General features: G+C 58.7%; 21 protein-coding genes. All 21 read right to left on the reverse strand.

Annotated elements, in window-relative coordinates:
- Positions 1 to 284: 284 nt before the first annotated feature.
- Positions 285 to 800, reverse strand: coding sequence for a 30S ribosomal protein S9 (gene rpsI / locus AB0O97_RS05785; RefSeq protein ID WP_363843374.1), 516 nt, complete (start codon positions 798 to 800; stop codon positions 285 to 287).
- Between the two features lie 39 nt (positions 801 to 839).
- Positions 840 to 1,283, reverse strand: coding sequence for a 50S ribosomal protein L13 (rplM, locus tag AB0O97_RS05790; protein ID WP_363843371.1), 444 nt, complete (start codon positions 1,281 to 1,283; stop codon positions 840 to 842).
- 226 nt (positions 1,284 to 1,509) lie between these two features.
- On the reverse strand, positions 1,510 to 2,418 hold the full coding sequence (locus tag AB0O97_RS05795; protein ID WP_363843368.1) for a tRNA pseudouridine synthase A: 909 nt from the start codon (positions 2,416 to 2,418) through the stop codon (positions 1,510 to 1,512).
- Between the two features lie 105 nt (positions 2,419 to 2,523).
- Positions 2,524 to 3,018, reverse strand: coding sequence for a 50S ribosomal protein L17 (gene rplQ / locus AB0O97_RS05800; protein WP_363843365.1), 495 nt, complete (start codon positions 3,016 to 3,018; stop codon positions 2,524 to 2,526).
- A gap of 86 nt (positions 3,019 to 3,104) precedes the next feature.
- Positions 3,105 to 4,115: a DNA-directed RNA polymerase subunit alpha gene (locus AB0O97_RS05805; protein WP_062286657.1), complete on the reverse strand. Its 1,011-nt coding sequence runs from the start codon at positions 4,113 to 4,115 to the stop codon at positions 3,105 to 3,107.
- Positions 4,116 to 4,247: 132 nt separating this feature from the next.
- A complete protein-coding gene (rpsK, locus tag AB0O97_RS05810) occupies positions 4,248 to 4,649 on the reverse strand; it encodes a 30S ribosomal protein S11 (protein WP_038464649.1) in 402 nt (133 codons plus the stop codon).
- A gap of 108 nt (positions 4,650 to 4,757) precedes the next feature.
- Positions 4,758 to 5,135 (reverse strand): 30S ribosomal protein S13, encoded by a 378-nt coding sequence (rpsM, locus tag AB0O97_RS05815; RefSeq protein ID WP_062286656.1) that lies wholly within the window; start codon positions 5,133 to 5,135, stop codon positions 4,758 to 4,760.
- Positions 5,136 to 5,325: 190 nt separating this feature from the next.
- Complete coding sequence (gene rpmJ / locus AB0O97_RS05820) at positions 5,326 to 5,439, reverse strand: 50S ribosomal protein L36 (protein WP_011775570.1); 114 nt, start codon at positions 5,437 to 5,439, stop codon at positions 5,326 to 5,328.
- Positions 5,440 to 5,468: 29 nt separating this feature from the next.
- The gene (gene infA, locus AB0O97_RS05825) at positions 5,469 to 5,690 is read right to left on the reverse strand and encodes a translation initiation factor IF-1 (RefSeq protein WP_009358723.1); all 222 of its coding nucleotides are present in this window, start codon (positions 5,688 to 5,690) and stop codon (positions 5,469 to 5,471) included.
- 158 nt (positions 5,691 to 5,848) lie between these two features.
- A complete protein-coding gene (locus AB0O97_RS05830; RefSeq protein ID WP_363880975.1) occupies positions 5,849 to 6,853 on the reverse strand; it encodes a P1 family peptidase in 1,005 nt (334 codons plus the stop codon).
- Between the two features lie 274 nt (positions 6,854 to 7,127).
- Positions 7,128 to 8,477 carry an ABC transporter substrate-binding protein gene (locus tag AB0O97_RS05835; protein ID WP_363880977.1) on the reverse strand — a complete coding sequence of 450 codons (1,350 nt, stop codon included), beginning with the start codon at positions 8,475 to 8,477 and terminating at the stop codon, positions 7,128 to 7,130.
- Between the two features lie 88 nt (positions 8,478 to 8,565).
- A complete protein-coding gene (locus tag AB0O97_RS05840; protein ID WP_363843524.1) occupies positions 8,566 to 9,351 on the reverse strand; it encodes a carbohydrate ABC transporter permease in 786 nt (261 codons plus the stop codon).
- A gap of 161 nt (positions 9,352 to 9,512) precedes the next feature.
- Complete coding sequence (locus tag AB0O97_RS05845; protein WP_363843352.1) at positions 9,513 to 10,355, reverse strand: sugar ABC transporter permease; 843 nt, start codon at positions 10,353 to 10,355, stop codon at positions 9,513 to 9,515.
- 173 nt (positions 10,356 to 10,528) lie between these two features.
- Positions 10,529 to 11,284 (reverse strand): glycerophosphodiester phosphodiesterase family protein, encoded by a 756-nt coding sequence (locus AB0O97_RS05850; protein WP_363880980.1) that lies wholly within the window; start codon positions 11,282 to 11,284, stop codon positions 10,529 to 10,531.
- Positions 11,285 to 11,499: 215 nt separating this feature from the next.
- Complete coding sequence (gene map / locus AB0O97_RS05855; RefSeq protein WP_363843346.1) at positions 11,500 to 12,336, reverse strand: type I methionyl aminopeptidase; 837 nt, start codon at positions 12,334 to 12,336, stop codon at positions 11,500 to 11,502.
- 113 nt (positions 12,337 to 12,449) lie between these two features.
- Positions 12,450 to 13,025 carry an adenylate kinase gene (locus AB0O97_RS05860; RefSeq protein WP_363843521.1) on the reverse strand — a complete coding sequence of 192 codons (576 nt, stop codon included), beginning with the start codon at positions 13,023 to 13,025 and terminating at the stop codon, positions 12,450 to 12,452.
- A gap of 5 nt (positions 13,026 to 13,030) precedes the next feature.
- Positions 13,031 to 14,356 carry a preprotein translocase subunit SecY gene (secY, locus tag AB0O97_RS05865; RefSeq protein ID WP_363843344.1) on the reverse strand — a complete coding sequence of 442 codons (1,326 nt, stop codon included), beginning with the start codon at positions 14,354 to 14,356 and terminating at the stop codon, positions 13,031 to 13,033.
- Between the two features lie 219 nt (positions 14,357 to 14,575).
- Positions 14,576 to 15,055, reverse strand: a complete 480-nt coding sequence (gene rplO / locus AB0O97_RS05870; protein WP_363843341.1) for a 50S ribosomal protein L15 — start codon at positions 15,053 to 15,055, stop codon at positions 14,576 to 14,578.
- Between the two features lies 1 nt (position 15,056).
- Positions 15,057 to 15,269 (reverse strand): 50S ribosomal protein L30, encoded by a 213-nt coding sequence (rpmD, locus tag AB0O97_RS05875; protein WP_363843339.1) that lies wholly within the window; start codon positions 15,267 to 15,269, stop codon positions 15,057 to 15,059.
- Positions 15,269 to 15,976 (reverse strand): 30S ribosomal protein S5, encoded by a 708-nt coding sequence (gene rpsE, locus AB0O97_RS05880; protein WP_363843336.1) that lies wholly within the window; start codon positions 15,974 to 15,976, stop codon positions 15,269 to 15,271. Before rpsE ends, rpmD begins: the two co-directional genes overlap by 1 nt.
- On the reverse strand, positions 15,973 to 16,344 hold the full coding sequence (gene rplR, locus AB0O97_RS05885) for a 50S ribosomal protein L18 (protein WP_363843333.1): 372 nt from the start codon (positions 16,342 to 16,344) through the stop codon (positions 15,973 to 15,975). The genes rpsE and rplR overlap by 4 nt, the downstream gene beginning before the upstream one ends.
- Position 16,345 lies beyond the last annotated feature (1 nt).

The raw sequence follows: 16,345 nt of genomic DNA on the forward strand, positions 1-16,345 counted from the left end.
CCCCCAGACGCTAGCGCAGCAATGGTGCCATTCAGGCCAACGCTAGCGCAGCAATGGTGCCATTCAGCCAAGCGATATCGCATTCGACTGCATGCCCGCCCATGAGGGGCCCTAGCGCACCGACAATTCGCAAACAGGGATATGGGATAGCGTCCGTGAAAAAGAAGCCAGGGGAGGTGGGATAGCGTCCGCGAAAAAGACGCCAGAGGTGGGATAGCGTCCGCAGTTTGCGCACAAAAAAGCCCCGCTCGAAACGAGCGGGGCTTTTTTGTAAGCGGCAATATTTAGCGCTTGGAGTACTGCGAAGCCTTACGAGCCTTCTTCAGACCAGCCTTCTTACGCTCGATGACGCGAGCGTCACGAGTCAGGAAGCCTGCCTTCTTGAGGATGGCGCGGTTGTTCTCAACGTCAATCTCGTTCAAGGAACGAGCAACACCGAGACGCAATGCACCGGCCTGGCCCGAGGGGCCACCACCGTGGATGCGTGCCCAAACATCGTAGGCACCATCCAGATCCAGGATGCGGAAGGGATCGTTTACTTCCTGCTGGTGCAGCTTGTTCGGGAAGTAGTTGGACAGCTCGCGGCCGTTCACAACCCACTTGCCGGTGCCGGGTACGACGCGAACGCGGGCAATTGCCTGCTTGCGACGGCCAACAGCTGCGCCTGAGACAGTCAGTGCCGGGCGTTCCTTCTTGGGTGCTGCATCAGATGCAGCTGAGCTTTCACTCGTGTAGCTAGTCAAAACTTCTTCCTCAGCCACAACGGCCTCGGTGTTCAGCTCTTCAGTATTCTGAGCCACGATTCTCCTTGATTAAGTAAATTTAGGTGGTGGCCAGGACTACTGGGCGACCTGGGTAATTTCGAAAGTCTGGGGCTGCTGCGCTGCATGGGGGTGCTCGGCGCCGCGGTAGACCTTCAGCTTGCTGATCTGAGCGTTGCCCAGCTTGGTCTTCGGGAGCATGCCGGCAACGGCCTTCTCCACTGCGCGAACCGGGTTCTTCTCCAGCAGTTCTGCATAGTTGACGCTTGACAGGCCGCCCGGGAAACCGGAGTGGCGGTAAGCACGCTTCTGTTCGAGCTTGGCGCCTGTCAGGGCAACCTTCTCGGCGTTGATGATGATGACGAAATCGCCCATGTCCATATGGGGAGCGAAGGTCGGCTTGTGCTTTCCACGCAGCAGTGTTGCGGTCTGGCTGGCAAGACGGCCCAAGACAACGTCATTGGCATCAATAATGTGCCACTGACGGGAGATATCGCCGGGCTTCGGGGTATACGTACGCACGGTTTTTGCCTTCGTTTCTTGTTCTTAGGTGGTGTCACAGATGGTTGACACCTGCTATCTATGCGTTTACCGGAACAGAGGTGAGGGCTCTAACACCAGTCATCCTTACACTTCCCGATGGCACCCGTTCAGTGGTAGTCCTGCAACCGGACCTGTAACGGGCGCGTGGTATCGAGATAGGACACGCACAACGACTATCCACGATACCTTTAATAGTGGCCCCGGGTCAAAGCGGGGTGCTGCTCAACGATTCTGGCACCCTTAGCCTCCTGGTGAGGGTTGCCCGATCGTGAAGTTCAAGATCGTCCGGGTAGCGCACTTCCTCAAAAATCAGTGGATGGGCGCTTGCTAGCACGGATTTTGCGTCCCTTACCCCGGCAAGCTGCCGCTCCCGCATCCAATGCGGCCCCTCGACGGCCCGGCCAACTCTCAACGCCGCACCCAGCAAAGCCCGCACCATATTGTGGCAAAACGCGTCAGCCTGAATGTTGAGCTTAATCACACCGTCAATGTTTCGTGTGAAATCGAAGCGCTGCAAGGTCCTGATCGTGGTGGAGCCCTCCCGCGGTTTAGCAAAGGCCTTGAAGTCACCTAGCCCCAACAGTTCAGCGGCGCCGGCATTCATCCGTTCCACATCAAGTTCATCGTTGAACCAGAGCGTCTGCGCCCGCTTCAGCGGGTCCCTCAGCGTGGCACCATCGGCAATCCGGTAACTGTAGCGCCGCCACAGGGCTGAGAAGCGGGCGTCGAAACCCTCCGGAGCCGCCTGCGTCTCGGTGACCATGACGGCACCGTTGAGATCACCTAGGACCCTCCCCAGCGCCCCGTTGATGCGCCGCTCCAAAGCCAGTGAAGGTGCGACGGCGTGTCCCCGGCCCATGGTGGCCCACTCCTCTTCCGTGAGGTCAACGTGGGCGACTTGACCGCGTGCGTGCACGCCGGCGTCTGTACGCCCAGCGACCGTAAGCCGAGCCGGACGGCGCAACATCATGGCCAGCGCCTCTTCCAGAACACCTTGGACGGTACGGCGCCCGGGCTGCACAGCCCACCCACTGAAGGGACCGCCGTCGTACGCAATATCCAGGCGGACACGCTGGAGACCTAGCTCTTTAGGGGAAGGATGGTGGGTTTGCATGCCCACAATTCTACCGTGGCACAAGACGGTCCCGGGCGCGCGAAAGGCCCGCCTCCCCAAGGGGTGACGGGCCTTTCAATAAAGCGAAAGCTTGTGGCTTAGGCCTTACTTGGTCTCTTCAGCAGCAGCTTCGTCAGCTACAACTTCGGTCTCGACAACTTCTTCGCTCGGTGCTTCTTCAACCGGGGCAGCCTTAGCGGCAGCAGCGGTAGCTTCCTGCACAACGGCCTGCTTAGCGCTGACCGGGTCCAGAACGAGCTCGATGACAGCCATGGGAGCGTTGTCGCCCTTACGGTTGCCGATCTTGGTGATGCGGGTGTAGCCGCCATCGCGGTTTTCTACAGCCTTGGCGATGTCGGTGAACAGCTCATGGACAATGCCCTTGTCGCTGATCAGGCCGAGAACGCGGCGGCGTGAAGACAAGTCTCCGCGCTTTGCGAAAGTTACCAGTCGCTCTGCGTAGGGGCTCAGGCGCTTGGCCTTGGTCAAGGTGGTGGTAATCCGCTTGTGCTCGAACAGAGCAGCGGACAGGTTCGCGAGCATCAGGCGCTCGTGAGCCGCTCCGCCTCCGAGGCGGGGACCCTTAGCGGGTGTAGGCATGGTGTTTCTCCTCAAGTGTCAGCCGAACCGTGGCGGATGTGTCAGACACATCCGCCCAGCCGACTAAAAAATTTGTTGTTCGAACTTTAGAGTTCGTCGTCGCCGAAAGCGTCGTCGTTCTCATCAAGGGCTGCGGCACGGGCGGCCAGATCAAATCCTGGAGGGGAATCCTTCAGGGAGAGACCGAGCTCAACCAGCTTTGCCTTTACCTCGTCGATGGACTTCGCACCGAAGTTACGAATGTCCATCAGGTCAGCCTCGGAGCGAGCAACGAGTTCACCCACGGAGTGGATGCCCTCACGCTTGAGGCAGTTGTAGGAACGGACCGTCAGGTCCAGATCCTCGATCGGCAGGGCCATGTCTGCGGCAAGAGCGGCATCCGTCGGGGACGGGCCAATCTCAATACCTTCAGCGGCAGTGTTCAGCTCGCGAGCCAAACCGAACAATTCAACCAGCGTGGTGCCGGCAGAGGCAATGGCATCCCGCGGGGAGATAGCCTGCTTGGTCTCTACATCAACAATCAGCTTGTCAAAGTCGGTGCGCTGTTCAACACGGGTAGCCTCCACGCGGAAGGTCACCTTCAGAACGGGTGAGTAGATGGAGTCAACCGGGATACGGCCAATTTCCTGATCTACGTTCTTGTTCTGAGCTGCTGAAACGTAGCCGCGACCGCGCTCGATGGTCAGTTCGAGTTCGAACTTGCCCTTCGAGTTCAGCGTGGCAATGTGCATGTCAGGGTTGTGGAATTCCACACCGGCCGGAGGAGCGATGTCGGCAGCCGTAACAACGCCAGGACCCTGCTTGCGCAGGTAGGCGACGACGGGCTCGTCATGCTCCGAAGACACGGAGAGGCCCTTGATGTTCAGGATGATCTCAGTGACATCTTCCTTAACACCGGGAACCGTGGTGAACTCATGCAGTACGCCATCGAGGCGGATGCTGGTGACAGCAGCGCCAGGGATGGAGGACAGCAGGGTCCGACGCAGTGAATTTCCCAGGGTGTAACCGAAGCCCGGCTCCAGCGGTTCAATAATGAACCGTGAGCGATTCTCGGAAACTACTTCTTCGGATAGGGTGGGGCGCTGTGCAATGAGCACTGGGTTTTCCTTTCAGCGAGCATCCGCTATATGACGCAACACAGGTAGTGGAAATGGCGGCTGGCGAGACTTAACGGCGGCGGAGTTGGCCTCCACCTTAGGTGAAGGCCAACTCTGTTGCTCTAATTCTCGTTAGACGCGACGGCGCTTGGGCGGACGGCAGCCGTTGTGGGCGCTGGGAGTGACATCCGAGATGGAGCCAACTTCGAGGCCAGCAGCCTGCAACGAACGGATAGCCGTTTCGCGGCCCGAGCCCGGACCCTTTACGAAAACGTCAACCTTGCGAAGGCCATGCTCCTGTGCGCGCTTGGCAGCTGCTTCAGCAGCCATCTGTGCAGCGTACGGAGTTGACTTACGCGAGCCCTTGAAACCAACTTCACCGGCAGAAGCCCATGAAATGACAGCACCGTTCGGATCCGTGATGGAAACGATGGTGTTGTTAAAGGTGCTCTTGATGTGCGCCTGGCCCAGCGCAATATTCTTTTTATCCTTGCGACGCGGCTTACGAACCGCGCCCCGAGTCTTTGGGGGCATTTTATTCTCCTACTAAAGTTTAATGAGGGGACGGCATAGGCTAAAGCCCACGCTTGCCAACATCTGAAACAGCTGCTTCACGCAACTTTTCAAGCTGGCGAGCGGGATTTACCTGCCGGCCTTCTTCTTGCCAGCGACGGTACGCTTCGGACCCTTGCGGGTACGTGCGTTGGTCTTTGTGCGCTGACCGTGCACGGGCATGCCACGACGGTGGCGGATACCCTGGTAGCTGCCGATTTCAACCTTGCGGCGGATATCAGCTGCTACTTCGCGGCGAAGGTCACCCTCAACCTTGTAGTTACCCTCGATGTTGTCACGCAACTGAACGAGTTCAGCGTCAGAAAGGTCCTTGACACGGACGTCCGGGGAAATACCCGTTTCGGCCAGGACATTCTTCGCACGGGTCTTGCCCACGCCGTAGATGTATGTAAGCGCTACTTCCAGCCGCTTTTCGCGGGGAAGGTCTACGCCAGCGAGACGTGCCATATTTGGCTGCTCCTATGTGTAAACCGGAGGTCGTAGACAGTACACCCGCATATTTTATCGATGCGGCCCTGGCCTCCGACCAGGGGTCCGTTGGCACGGTTGCGGATTGCTCCGCCTTCGTCCAACTTGTGCTGCCTTATTAATTTACTTGCGTGAGCAAAAGCCCGGGGTTTCTCTAGAAGAAGAGAAATTAGCCCTGGCGCTGCTTGTGGCGCGGGTTCTCGCAGATCACCATGACTCGACCGTTACGGCGAATCACCTTGCACTTATCGCAGATCTGCTTGACGCTCGGCTTGACCTTCATGGCATTCCTTTGCGTGATTGCAGTTGTGGTTATTTGTAGCGGTAGACGATACGACCCCGTGTAAGGTCGTACGGGCTCAGCTCCACCACAACTCGGTCCTCAGGAAGGATACGAATGTAGTGCTGGCGCATTTTTCCTGAGATATGGGCAAGAACGATGTGCTTGTTCGTCAGCTCAACACGAAACATCGCGTTGGGCAGCGCTTCCGTCACAACGCCCTCGATCTCAATGACCCCGTCTTTCTTGGCCATATCCTCCGCTAACTTTGTTGCGCCGTCTTAGAAAGCTCCTGTGGGAGCCGTTTCAGTCCGGCGTTCGATTTGCTACTGATTATTGTTCGCCCGTGAGCGCCACAAATGGGCAGGCACAGACAACCAACAACCTACTCTAGTGCAAATAGTCAAATAAGTTAAATTGAGCCCTGTGGCATCTCCTCCGGGAACGGTCGCAGTATGCCTGCAGGGGTTTGCACTTCTTCGGCACAGGCCACACCGTCCAGAATAGCCAGCCGAACCGCCTCTGCCGCAGCAGATTGCAGCTCGATCAGGGCACCCACCGGTAGCTTTGGGTTGACCATGAGAGATTCCGCACATGTGGCGAGGGTAAAGATGGTGTCTCCATCGGCGAGAGTGTGCACCGGGTTCAGCGCACGGGCCATTCCGGCATGCGCGGCGGTGGCAGTCCGCTGGGCTTGGGCCACCGTAAGGGTGGCATTCGTGGCAACCACGGCCAGAGTTGTGTTCAACCCTTCACCAGCCGGGACAGTTGCTGCTCCAGGCCGCCACGGAATGCCCGCCGCGTTAACCACAGCCAGCGCACCGACCAGAATGTGCGAATTCTCCCCCGTAAGCCGCACCGAGGCAGTTCCCAGCCCGCCCTTAAACTGTCCCGCGCCAAGGGCTGCTCCGGTGCCGGCACCCACATTTCCACGGACGACGTCGGCCCCTTCCGGTGAGCCTGCGGCGTCAAGTGCCGCCTCATAGCCCATGTCCGGGGTGGGCCGGGCGGAAAAGTCACCGCCGCGACCAAGATCAAAAATGGCCGCAGCCGGAACAATCGGCACCACGCCTCCTGGCACAGGGAACCCCCGTCCATGCTCCTCGCACCACCGCTGCACTCCCCCGGCAGCCGTCAGCCCATAGGCGCTGCCCCCGGTCAGCGCTACCGCGTCTACAGTGGAGACCATGGTGGAAGGATCCAAAGCGTCGGTCTCGTGAGTTCCTGGCCCGCCGCCGCGGACATCCACCGATCCAATGGTTCCCGGTGGTGGCAGCACCACACTCACTCCGGTGAGCCATCCGTCGGTGTGGCGTTGGGCCTGGCCCACCCGGATACCGGGTACGTCGGTGATGGAACCGTACGAGACCAGCTCGGTGTTGCCTTCTGTGTTTCCTTCAGATTTGCCAATGGTCATCAGCTGAACTCCTTTGTCGCTGGTGCTGTGCTGCGCTAACGGGCTTGCCGAACCAACCGGCTTGCCGGGCCAAATGCGTGCCGAACTAACTCTCTGCCTTGATTATCTACCGGGGCACTGACATTCACCACGAGGGTCCAGGACTCAGAAGAATCAAGCTCCTCAGGAACGCAGATTGGCCCGCAGCACACGGCGAGAATTCCCGGTTTCGGGTTGTTTCTCGTGGTGTGCTGCGGGCCAGTCAGCCGGTCAATGAGCGTGACGCTCTAGACGCTTAGAGGTAAGGCTTGACGTTTTCTTCGTAGGACTTGGTGATGGAGGCAGCGGCCGTGGCGAATGCTTCCGCGGGATCTGCCTGCTGGAGCATGATCTTCTCAATGGCGGTGGTGAGATCTTTGTCGCCATTGGGCACGAACACGCGGCCCCAGTCCTGGACGCGAGTGGTGGCCAACTGATCAACGGCGGTACGGAACTGCGGCTTCTCCGCGTAAACGGCCTTCATGGTTTCACCTTCCACAGCGGAGGTGCGCACCGGCATGTAGCCGGTGTTGGAGGAGAAGTATGCCGTGTTCTCGGCGTTGGTCAGGAACTTCAAGAACATGCCAGCGGCCAGCTGCTGCTCAGGCGACTTTCCTGCCGGGATAGCCAAGCCGGTACCGCCGGTGGGGCACGCAGCACCTTCTGCACCCTCGGGCAGGAACCCGGTTCCGATCTCAAACTTGGCAGCGTCGATAATGCCGCTGAGGGATCCGGTGGAGCCAATGGTGCAACCAGTCAGGCCGGCACCGAAGTCGGCCACCTGGTCCTTGGCGGTGACGGCAGCGCTCTTGTCCTCGTACACAATCTTCTGCAGGTACTTGGCAGCTTCGAGAGCTTCCGGGGTATCCAGGGTCATGGTCCAATCCTTGGAGTAGGCACCGCCTGCGCCCCAGAGCATATTGCAGAACCACCATGCGCTCCAGGAACTCCCCTTACCCAGTCCCAACGGTGTAACGGAGCTGGCAGCGGCAATCTTGGGTGCCCACTCATCAAATTCTACCCAGGTCTTGGGTGCACGGTCAGGCAGCCCGGCCTTCTCCCACACCGACTTGTTGTAGTAGAACAGCGGGGTGGAACGGGCGTAGGGAATGGCCCAGTGATTCGCACCGAATTCGTAGTCGTTGTAGAGGGTGGTGTTGAAGTCCGCGGTATCCATTTTCAGGTGCTCAGCCAGCTGATCCAGCGGCAGGATCTGACCGTTGATCATGTAGCGAAACCACCATACGTCGCTGGCGATCACCAGATCAGGAATGTTGCTGGAGCCCGATGAGGCCTGAAACTTCTGCGCCACTTCGTCGTAGTTGGCACCGGCGGTGACGAGGGTGACCTGAATGCCTGTCTCTTCCTTGAAACGGTTGATGAGTTCGGACTCGAGGTCCTTGGAGGTGCCGGGGTGGTTCGACCACCAGGTGATCTCCTTAGCGGCAGTGACGCCCTTCCAGTCGATGGCCTCGTCAGTGGCGGCGCCACCAGCTTGTCCGACGGCGGGTCCCCCACAGGCTGCCAGGGCTGCGGAACCGCCCACGAGTGCGGCCAGTTGCAACAGCTGGCGACGGTTCAGGTTGGCAAAGGGTGAAGCGTTCATGCTGTTCTCCTTGGATGATTTGCCGCTCTCGCAGGGCTGCGGAGGGCACGATTGTTGGACTAGTTATGGATGTGGAAGTTGTTGGGGCTTAGCCGGTGACGGCGCCGGAGGTGAGCCCGGTGACGATGCGCCGCTGAAGCAGGAAGAACACGATCAACACAGGGACGGTGATGAGTACGGTGCCGGCCATCAGCACACCCCAGTTGGTCACGCCGTCGTTGTTCTGCAAGAGGGTCAAGCCCACAGGCAGTGTCATCATCTCGGCCCTGTCCACCACGAGCAGCGGCCACAGGTACTCGTTCCATTCGGAGACGATCGAGACGAGGGCCACGGCGGCGATGGTCGGCGCGGAAATGGGTACTACGAACGTCCACAGCCGGCGCCAATGACTGGCCCCGTCCAGGGCTGCCGCTTCCAGGATGGAGATGGGCAGGGTCAGAAAGTGTTGGCGGAACAAGAAGGTGCCAAAGGCGCTGGCCAGTCCCGGCAGGATCAGCCCCTGATAGGTGTTGATCCAGCCGAGGTCCGAGACGAGTGTGTAGTTGGGGATGATCACAATTTGTTGCGGCACCAGAAGCGCGAACACCACCAACCCGAACACGAACTTCTTGAACGGGAATTCCAAGAACACCACCGCATAAGCCGTGGTGAGGCCTAGTGCGATCTTCAGCGTTGCTCCCACCACCGTGGTGATGAGGGAGTTGATGAAGAAGTTGCCAAAGGGCACAGCGTCCAGGGCAGCGATGTAGTTGGAGATTTCAAAACTGGCGGGCAGCCACTGGATGGGGACGGTGTAAATCTCATCGCGTTGCTTGAAACTAGCCAGCATCATCCAGACAAGGGGCAGGATCATGGCGGCAACAGCCACCGCCATCAGCACATAGCCTCCTACCCGAGGGCGCAAGGTGCTCCCACCGAATGGAACACCGGAGCTGTTGGGGTCAGAGCCCTTGACGCGGGAGTTCTTATGGGCGGAGCCGTTTGTAGCACTCGCCGCCACTTTGCCGGCGGGCCGGTCTTTCACATCAGGGCGCATCAGTAGTGAACCTTCTTTTGAACGAACAGCATCTGCACGGCTGTGATGATCAGGAGCACCACGAACAGTACGGTGGCGATCGCCGAGGAGTAACCAGCCCGGCCGGTAGCGAATCCCTCCCGGTAGATCTGATACATCATGGTGGTGGTGCCTTCTAGCGGTCCGCCCTGCGTCATCGCCTGAATGATGTCAAAGGACTGCAAGGAGCTCAGCAAAGTCGTGACGGACAGGAAGAAGGTGGTGGGCCCGAGCAACGGCAGCACCACATTTCTAAACGAAGCGAAGGCGCCCGCCCCATCAAGGTTGGCCGCTTCGATCAGGTCCCGCGGAACTGCTTGCAGTGCGGCCAAATAGATCAATGCCACATAGCCGACGTTCTTCCACAGGTAGACCACGATCAGCATGGGCAGCGCCCACGTCGGATCGTTGTACCAGTCCGGTGAGCTCAGGCCCATGACGCCCAGCATGGCCCCGAGGACACCAAAGTTGGGGTCGAACACAAAGAGCCACAGAAGTCCGACGGCGACTCCGGACAGGACGTAGGGCGCGACGACTACCGTTCGGGCCAGTCCCGTACCGCGAAGCTTGCGGTTGAGCAGGAGCGCCAGCGATAGGCCCAGCACCATGCCGCCACCAACGGTGGCCACCGTGAAGATCACCGTTACCCGAATGACGTTGGCGGTGGTCGGGTCACTGAACCAGCTCACATAGTTATCCAGCCCAATGAATCGGGCTGTCGCGGAGCCAATATTCCATTGCAGCAACGAGTACTGCAGAGATTGAATCAACGGTTTGTACGTGAAGATGATCAGCAGGGCAACATTGGGCCCCGCAAAGAGCAAGAACAGGAGCCATGATTTCCACGGGGTACGTGGTTTTCGCTGCGGTATTGTCTCGCTGTTCGCCGCGCCTGTGGGATGTGGATCTTTGGGGGTCCTACCGCTCGTCTTTGTGCCGTTGCGCTTTGCGCCGGTTTGCTTTGTGCCGGTGTGCGCAGTGGCTAGTTGTGCCACTGCTATCGATCCAACGCAGCGAATTGCAGTGCTTGCTGGAGCAGTTCCGGATCATCGGTACAGATCGCATCGGCACCCATTTCCATTAGTTTCCGGGCACGCGCTGGATCGTTGACAGTCCAGACCCACGCCAAGAGTCCAGCCTCGTGGATCGTGACAATGTCATCTTGGTCCAGGCCTCCCTCCCAAACGGAGAGCCCTTGTGCGCCTTGTTTGAGGGCGAAATCGATAGCTGTTGGCAAGCCACGTCCAGCGAACTGCTTCCCCGCATCAACCCCGGCGTCGGTGAGCGCGAGCTTGTCGAGGTTTCCTACACACAGCGGATAGATGGTGGCTTCCGGGAGGAGTCGGCGAAGTTCGGCCAGTGCGGCCCAGTCCGCGGACGAGGCAAACCAGTCCAGCCCAGGAATCGAATTGACAACCTGGACGACGGGCTCCACCGAATCCGCGTCCTTGAGTTCGATATTGACCCATAGTTTCCCTGCCGCCATCTCAAGCACTTGGGCGAGGGTAGGAACTGGCTGGCCGGCACCGGCATCGAGCAGTCCCAGTTCACGGGCGGTGAATTCGCTGATGCTCCCGGTGCCGTTGGTGGTGCGGTCGGCGGTGTCGTCGTGGATGACCACAGGGACATTGTCCGCAGACAGGTGAACATCGAGCTCTATGCCATCCACACCAAGTTCAATGGCACGGGCGAAGGCTGCTTGGGTGTTCTCAGGCAGGTGAGCTGATACGCCACGATGGGCAAAGATGCGCATGGAGTTGCTTTCCTCTTGGTGGTTCGCAAGGAGGACTGTGGCAGTTTTGCGCCAGTCCCTTGGGCTTCTTCGACCAAGGTACTGCGCACAAAGTCCCAATGCGTGGCCGCAAAGTGGACAGCAGGCAAATAGGGCGTAAATAGTTCAACCCCAGCTCCGGTAAAGACCGGTGCCGGGGTTGACTGTGTTACAGCGCGAGCGTTAGTCCAGTGAGACTAGTCCAGCGAGACCGGGGTCACGCCGTACGGCGCAAGCCGCTCCGCACCGCCGTCGTCCGCGGTAAGAACCCAGATACCCTTGGCATGCACAGCTACCGAGTGCTCCCAGTGCGCTGCACGGGCCTTGTCCGCGGTGACAACGGTCCAGTCGTCCTGGAGGGTGATGGTGTCCAGGCCGCCGCGGACCAGCATGGGCTCAATCGCCAAGCACATGCCGGGCTTGAGCTTGGGGCCGCGGTGTTTGGAGGCGTAGTTCAGCACATCCGGGGCCATGTGCATAGCCGTTCCGATGCCGTGACCTACATAGTCTTCCAAGATGCCCAGTTCTTTGCCCGGCTGAGAGGTGACGTAGTCATCGATGGCATCACCAATATCACCGACGTACTTCGCCGAGGCCATGGCAGCGATGCCGGCCCACATGCACTCTTCGGTGATGTCGCTGAGCCGGCGGTCCGCAGGATCTTCTGCGGAAGGGCCACCAACAATGGCGCTGCGTGCCGAGTCTGAATGCCAGCCTTCCACGATGGCGCCACCGTCGATGGAGATCAGATCTCCAGCCTCCAGTACGCGTGAGCCGGGAATCCCATGCACCACTTCCTCGTTGACAGAAGTGCAGATGGTGGCGGGGAAATCGTGGTATCCCAAGAAGTTTGACTTGGCCCCGGCCTTCTTGAGTTCCGCTGCGAAGATGGCATCCAGTTCGCCCGTGGTGACACCAGGTGCAACGGCTGCAATGGTGGTCCTCAGTGCTGCATCGAGGATCAGCCCACTACGACGCATGATGCGCATCTGATCGATGGTCTTGTATTCAATTCTTTGCTGGCCAAACGCCATGAAAGAATCCTTTCCCTTTGAAAAAGATTGAGGGCTCCTCCCCATAGTGCGGGAAGGAACCCTCCTTCACAACCACATGCCTGAAGGCACCGGTTGATACTGCAGTGGCGGTGCTAGGCTGCCTCGCCCTTAAATTTCTTGATGGCTTCCATGACACGTGAGGTCACGTCATCCATCTCGCCCAAACCGTCGACCTTGGCCAAAATGCCGCGCTCCGCATAGCGGGACACTACAACCTCAGTCTGCTCGCGGTAGAGATCCAGACGGTGGCGAATGACAGCTTCAGTGTCATCGCTGCGGCCTGTCTCCAGCGCACGGCCCAACAGGCGCTTGACGAGTTCTTCGTCATCGGCTGTCAATTGCACAACTACGTCCAAGCTGGCATCGGCCGCGGCCAGAATGTCATCCAACTCATCCACCTGGGGTGATGTGCGCGGGTAGCCATCCAACAGGAAGCCCTCGGCAACATCACTCTGGGCGAGCCGATCACGAACCATCCGGTTTGTCACACTATCGGGCACAAAGTCACCGTTGTCCATGTACTTCTTGGCTTCCAAACCCAAGGGTGTTTCACCCTTGACGTTTGCCCGGAAGATGTCGCCCGTGGAGATCGCTACAATATTGAGCTCTCCACAGATTCGTTCCGCCTGAGTGCCTTTTCCTGACCCGGGAGGTCCAATAATCAGCATTCTTGTCATCGCAATAACCCTTCGTAGTGGCGCTGCTGGAGTTGCGCATCAATCTGCTTGACTGTCTCCAAACCAACACCCACCACAATGAGGATCGAGGTGCCGCCGAATGGGAAGTTCTGGTTTGCACCGACCATGACCAAGGCGATCAGCGGGATCAGAGCAACAATGCCCAGGTACATCGAGCCCGGGAGCGTGATGCGCGAAATTACGTATTGCAGGTAGTCCTGCGTGGGGCGGCCGGCACGGATGCCCGGGATGAAGCCGCCGTACTTCTTCATGTTGTCTGAGACTTCTTCAGGGTTGAAGGTAATGGCCACATAGAAATACGTGAAGCCAATAGTCAGCAGGAAGTAAATCATCATGTAGACCGGGTGGTCTCCACGCGTCAGATAGTTGTTAATCCACTCAACCCAACCGGGAACATCGGTGCTGTTCGCCGGAGTAGCGAACTGTGCGATCAAAGCTGGCAGGTAAAGCATCGAGGAAGCAAAGATAACCGGGATAACGCCGGCCATGTTGACCTTGATGGGAATGTAGGTGCTGGTTCCGCCCATGGTGCGACGGCCAACCATACGCTTGGCGTACTGCACGGGAATGCGGCGCTGGGACTGCTCAACAAACACAACCAGTGCAACAACCAAGAGACCCACTGCCATAACGGTAAGGAAGGTGCCCCAGCCCTGGGTCTTGAGGATGGCGCCCAAGGAGGTCGGGAACATTGCTGCAATGGCCACGAAGATCAACAAGGACATGCCGTTGCCGACACCCTTTTCAGTCACGAGCTCACCCATCCACATGATCAAGCCGGAACCGGCGGTCAAGGTGATGATGAGCAGCAAAATGGTGATCAGGTTGTCATTAGGGATCAACGCACCCGGGGTACCTGCGGCGCCACAGCCAGCAAAGAGCTGGCCTGAACGGGCAAGTGTCACCAAGGTAGTGGCGTTAAGCAGACCCAGTGCAATGGTCAAGTAACGCGTGTACTGCGTGAGCTGACCTTGGCCCTGGGCACCTTCAAGGTGCAGTTCCTGGAAACGGGGGATCACTACGCGGAGCAGCTGAACGATGATGCTCGCCGTGATGTAGGGCATGATTCCCAAAGCAAAAATGGAAACCTGAAGCAAGGCGCCGCCGCTGAACAAGTTCACGAGCTGGTAAATGCCCTGACTTGTGTCAGCCGCATTCACGCACTGTTGGACATTTCGGTAATCAATTCCAGGCGAGGGGATAAAAGCGCCCAAGCGGAAGATGGCAAGAATTCCCAGCGTGAACAACAACTTGCGTCGCAGATCAGGCGTGCGAAAGGCGCGGCCAAATGCGGTAAGCAAGCGTCCTCCTGATGTGTAGTGATGAAGTGGCTTCTCAAGTGAGGCCCAAGGATTGAGTCTAGTGGGTGATGCAGCTCGCAAAGGAACTGTTACGGATAACATTCTTGGCTGATCCAAGCATTCCGAAACTTCCGCCTAAAACGAAAGACCCCTGGTGAGCGGAACATGAGCTCCGCCCACCAAGAGTCTAGTCGCTAGATGTGCGCATTTGTGAACTTTTTACAGTTCGGTGGTGGTGCCACCTGCAGCAGCGATCTTCTCGACGGCGCTGGTGGAGAATGCGTGGGCGGTGATATCTACCTTGACGGTGATATCACCGGTGCCCAGCACCTTCACGGGCTGGTTCTTGCGAACTGCACCCTTTTCAACGAGTGTCTCGACGGTGACAACGCCACCTTCGGGGAAGAGCTCGTTCAGCTTGGCCAGGTTAACAACCTGGAACTCCACGCGGAACGGGTTCTTGAAGCCACGCAGCTTGGGCAGACGCATGTGCAGCGGCAGCTGGCCGCCGGCAAAGCCAGCCTTTACCTGGTAGCGAGCCTTGGTACCCTTGGTACCGCGGCCTGCGGTCTTACCCTTGGATCCTTCACCACGGCCAACACGGGTTTTAGCCGTCTTGGCACCCGGTGCGGGACGCAGGTGGTGAACCTTCAGTGCGTTCTGCTTTTCAACAGTCTCAGCAGTGTTCTTCTCAGCCACTTTACTTCGCCTCCTCAACCTTGATCAGGTGCGGAACCGTGTTGATCATGCCAACGGTCACTGCATCAGCGGTACGAACGACAACGTCGCCGATGTGCTTCAGGCCCAGTGAACGAAGGCAATCCTTCTGGTTCTGCTTGGCACCAATGATGCCCTTGATCTGAGTGATTTCCAGCTTCTTGTCAGAAGGCTGAATGTTCTTCGGTGTAGTCATTACAGACCCGCCTTTTGCATATTGCGCAACAGCACAGCCGGAGCAACTTCATCCAAAGGCAGGCCACGGCGAGCCGCAACAGCCTTGGGGTCTTCCAAGCCCTTCAAAGCCGCAACAGTTGCGTGAACAATGTTGATGGCGTTGGAGGAACCCAGTGACTTGGACAGTACATCGTGGATGCCAACGCATTCCAGGATGGCGCGAACCGGACCACCGGCGATAACGCCGGTACCAGCTGCAGCCGGACGCAACATGACGACGCCGGCAGCGGCTTCACCCTGTACGCGGTGAGGAATGGTCTTGCCAACCATGGGAACGCGGAAGAAGGACTTCTTGGCTTCTTCAACACCCTTGGCGATAGCGGCAGGAACTTCCTTAGCCTTACCGTAGCCAACACCGATCATGCCGTTGCCGTCACCGACGATTACCAGAGCGGTGAAGCTGAAGCGACGACCACCCTTGACAACCTTGGCAACACGGTTGATGTTGACAACGCGCTCGATGAACTGGCTCTTCTCAGCCTCGCGTCCACCGTCGCGACCACGGCCACGGCCACCGTCGCGACCGCCTTCGCGGCCTCCACGTGCACCGTCGCGACCGCCGCGGCCACGAGCGCCATCGGCGCCTGCAGCTGCTTCAGTCTTCGCGGCACCGTCAGCTGCAGTTGCTTCTGACACAGTGTTCTCCTTGTTAATGTTTTCGGTCACAGTGCCAGCCCGCCTTCACGTGCACCATCAGCAATAGCTGCGACACGGCCGTGGTAGCGGTTACCGCCACGGTCGAAGACAACAGCTTCAATGCCGGCAGCCTTGGCGCGCTCTGCAACGAGCTCACCAACACGCTTTGCCTTGGCGGTCTTGTCGCCGTCAAATGCGCGCATGTCTGCTTCCAGAGTCGATGCAGACACCAGGGTCAGGCCCTGGGTGTCGTCAATGACCTGAACGAATACGTGGCGAGCTGAACGGTTGACGACCAGACGCGGACGTACAGTGGTGCCGCTGATGCGCTTGCGCACACGCAGGTGGCGACGGCCGCGTGCTGCGGCCTTGGACTTTCCTCTTACGGATAGTGCCATG

This window comes from Specibacter sp. NPDC078692, from assembly GCF_040686835.1.
GTDB lineage: Bacteria > Actinomycetota > Actinomycetes > Actinomycetales > Micrococcaceae > Specibacter.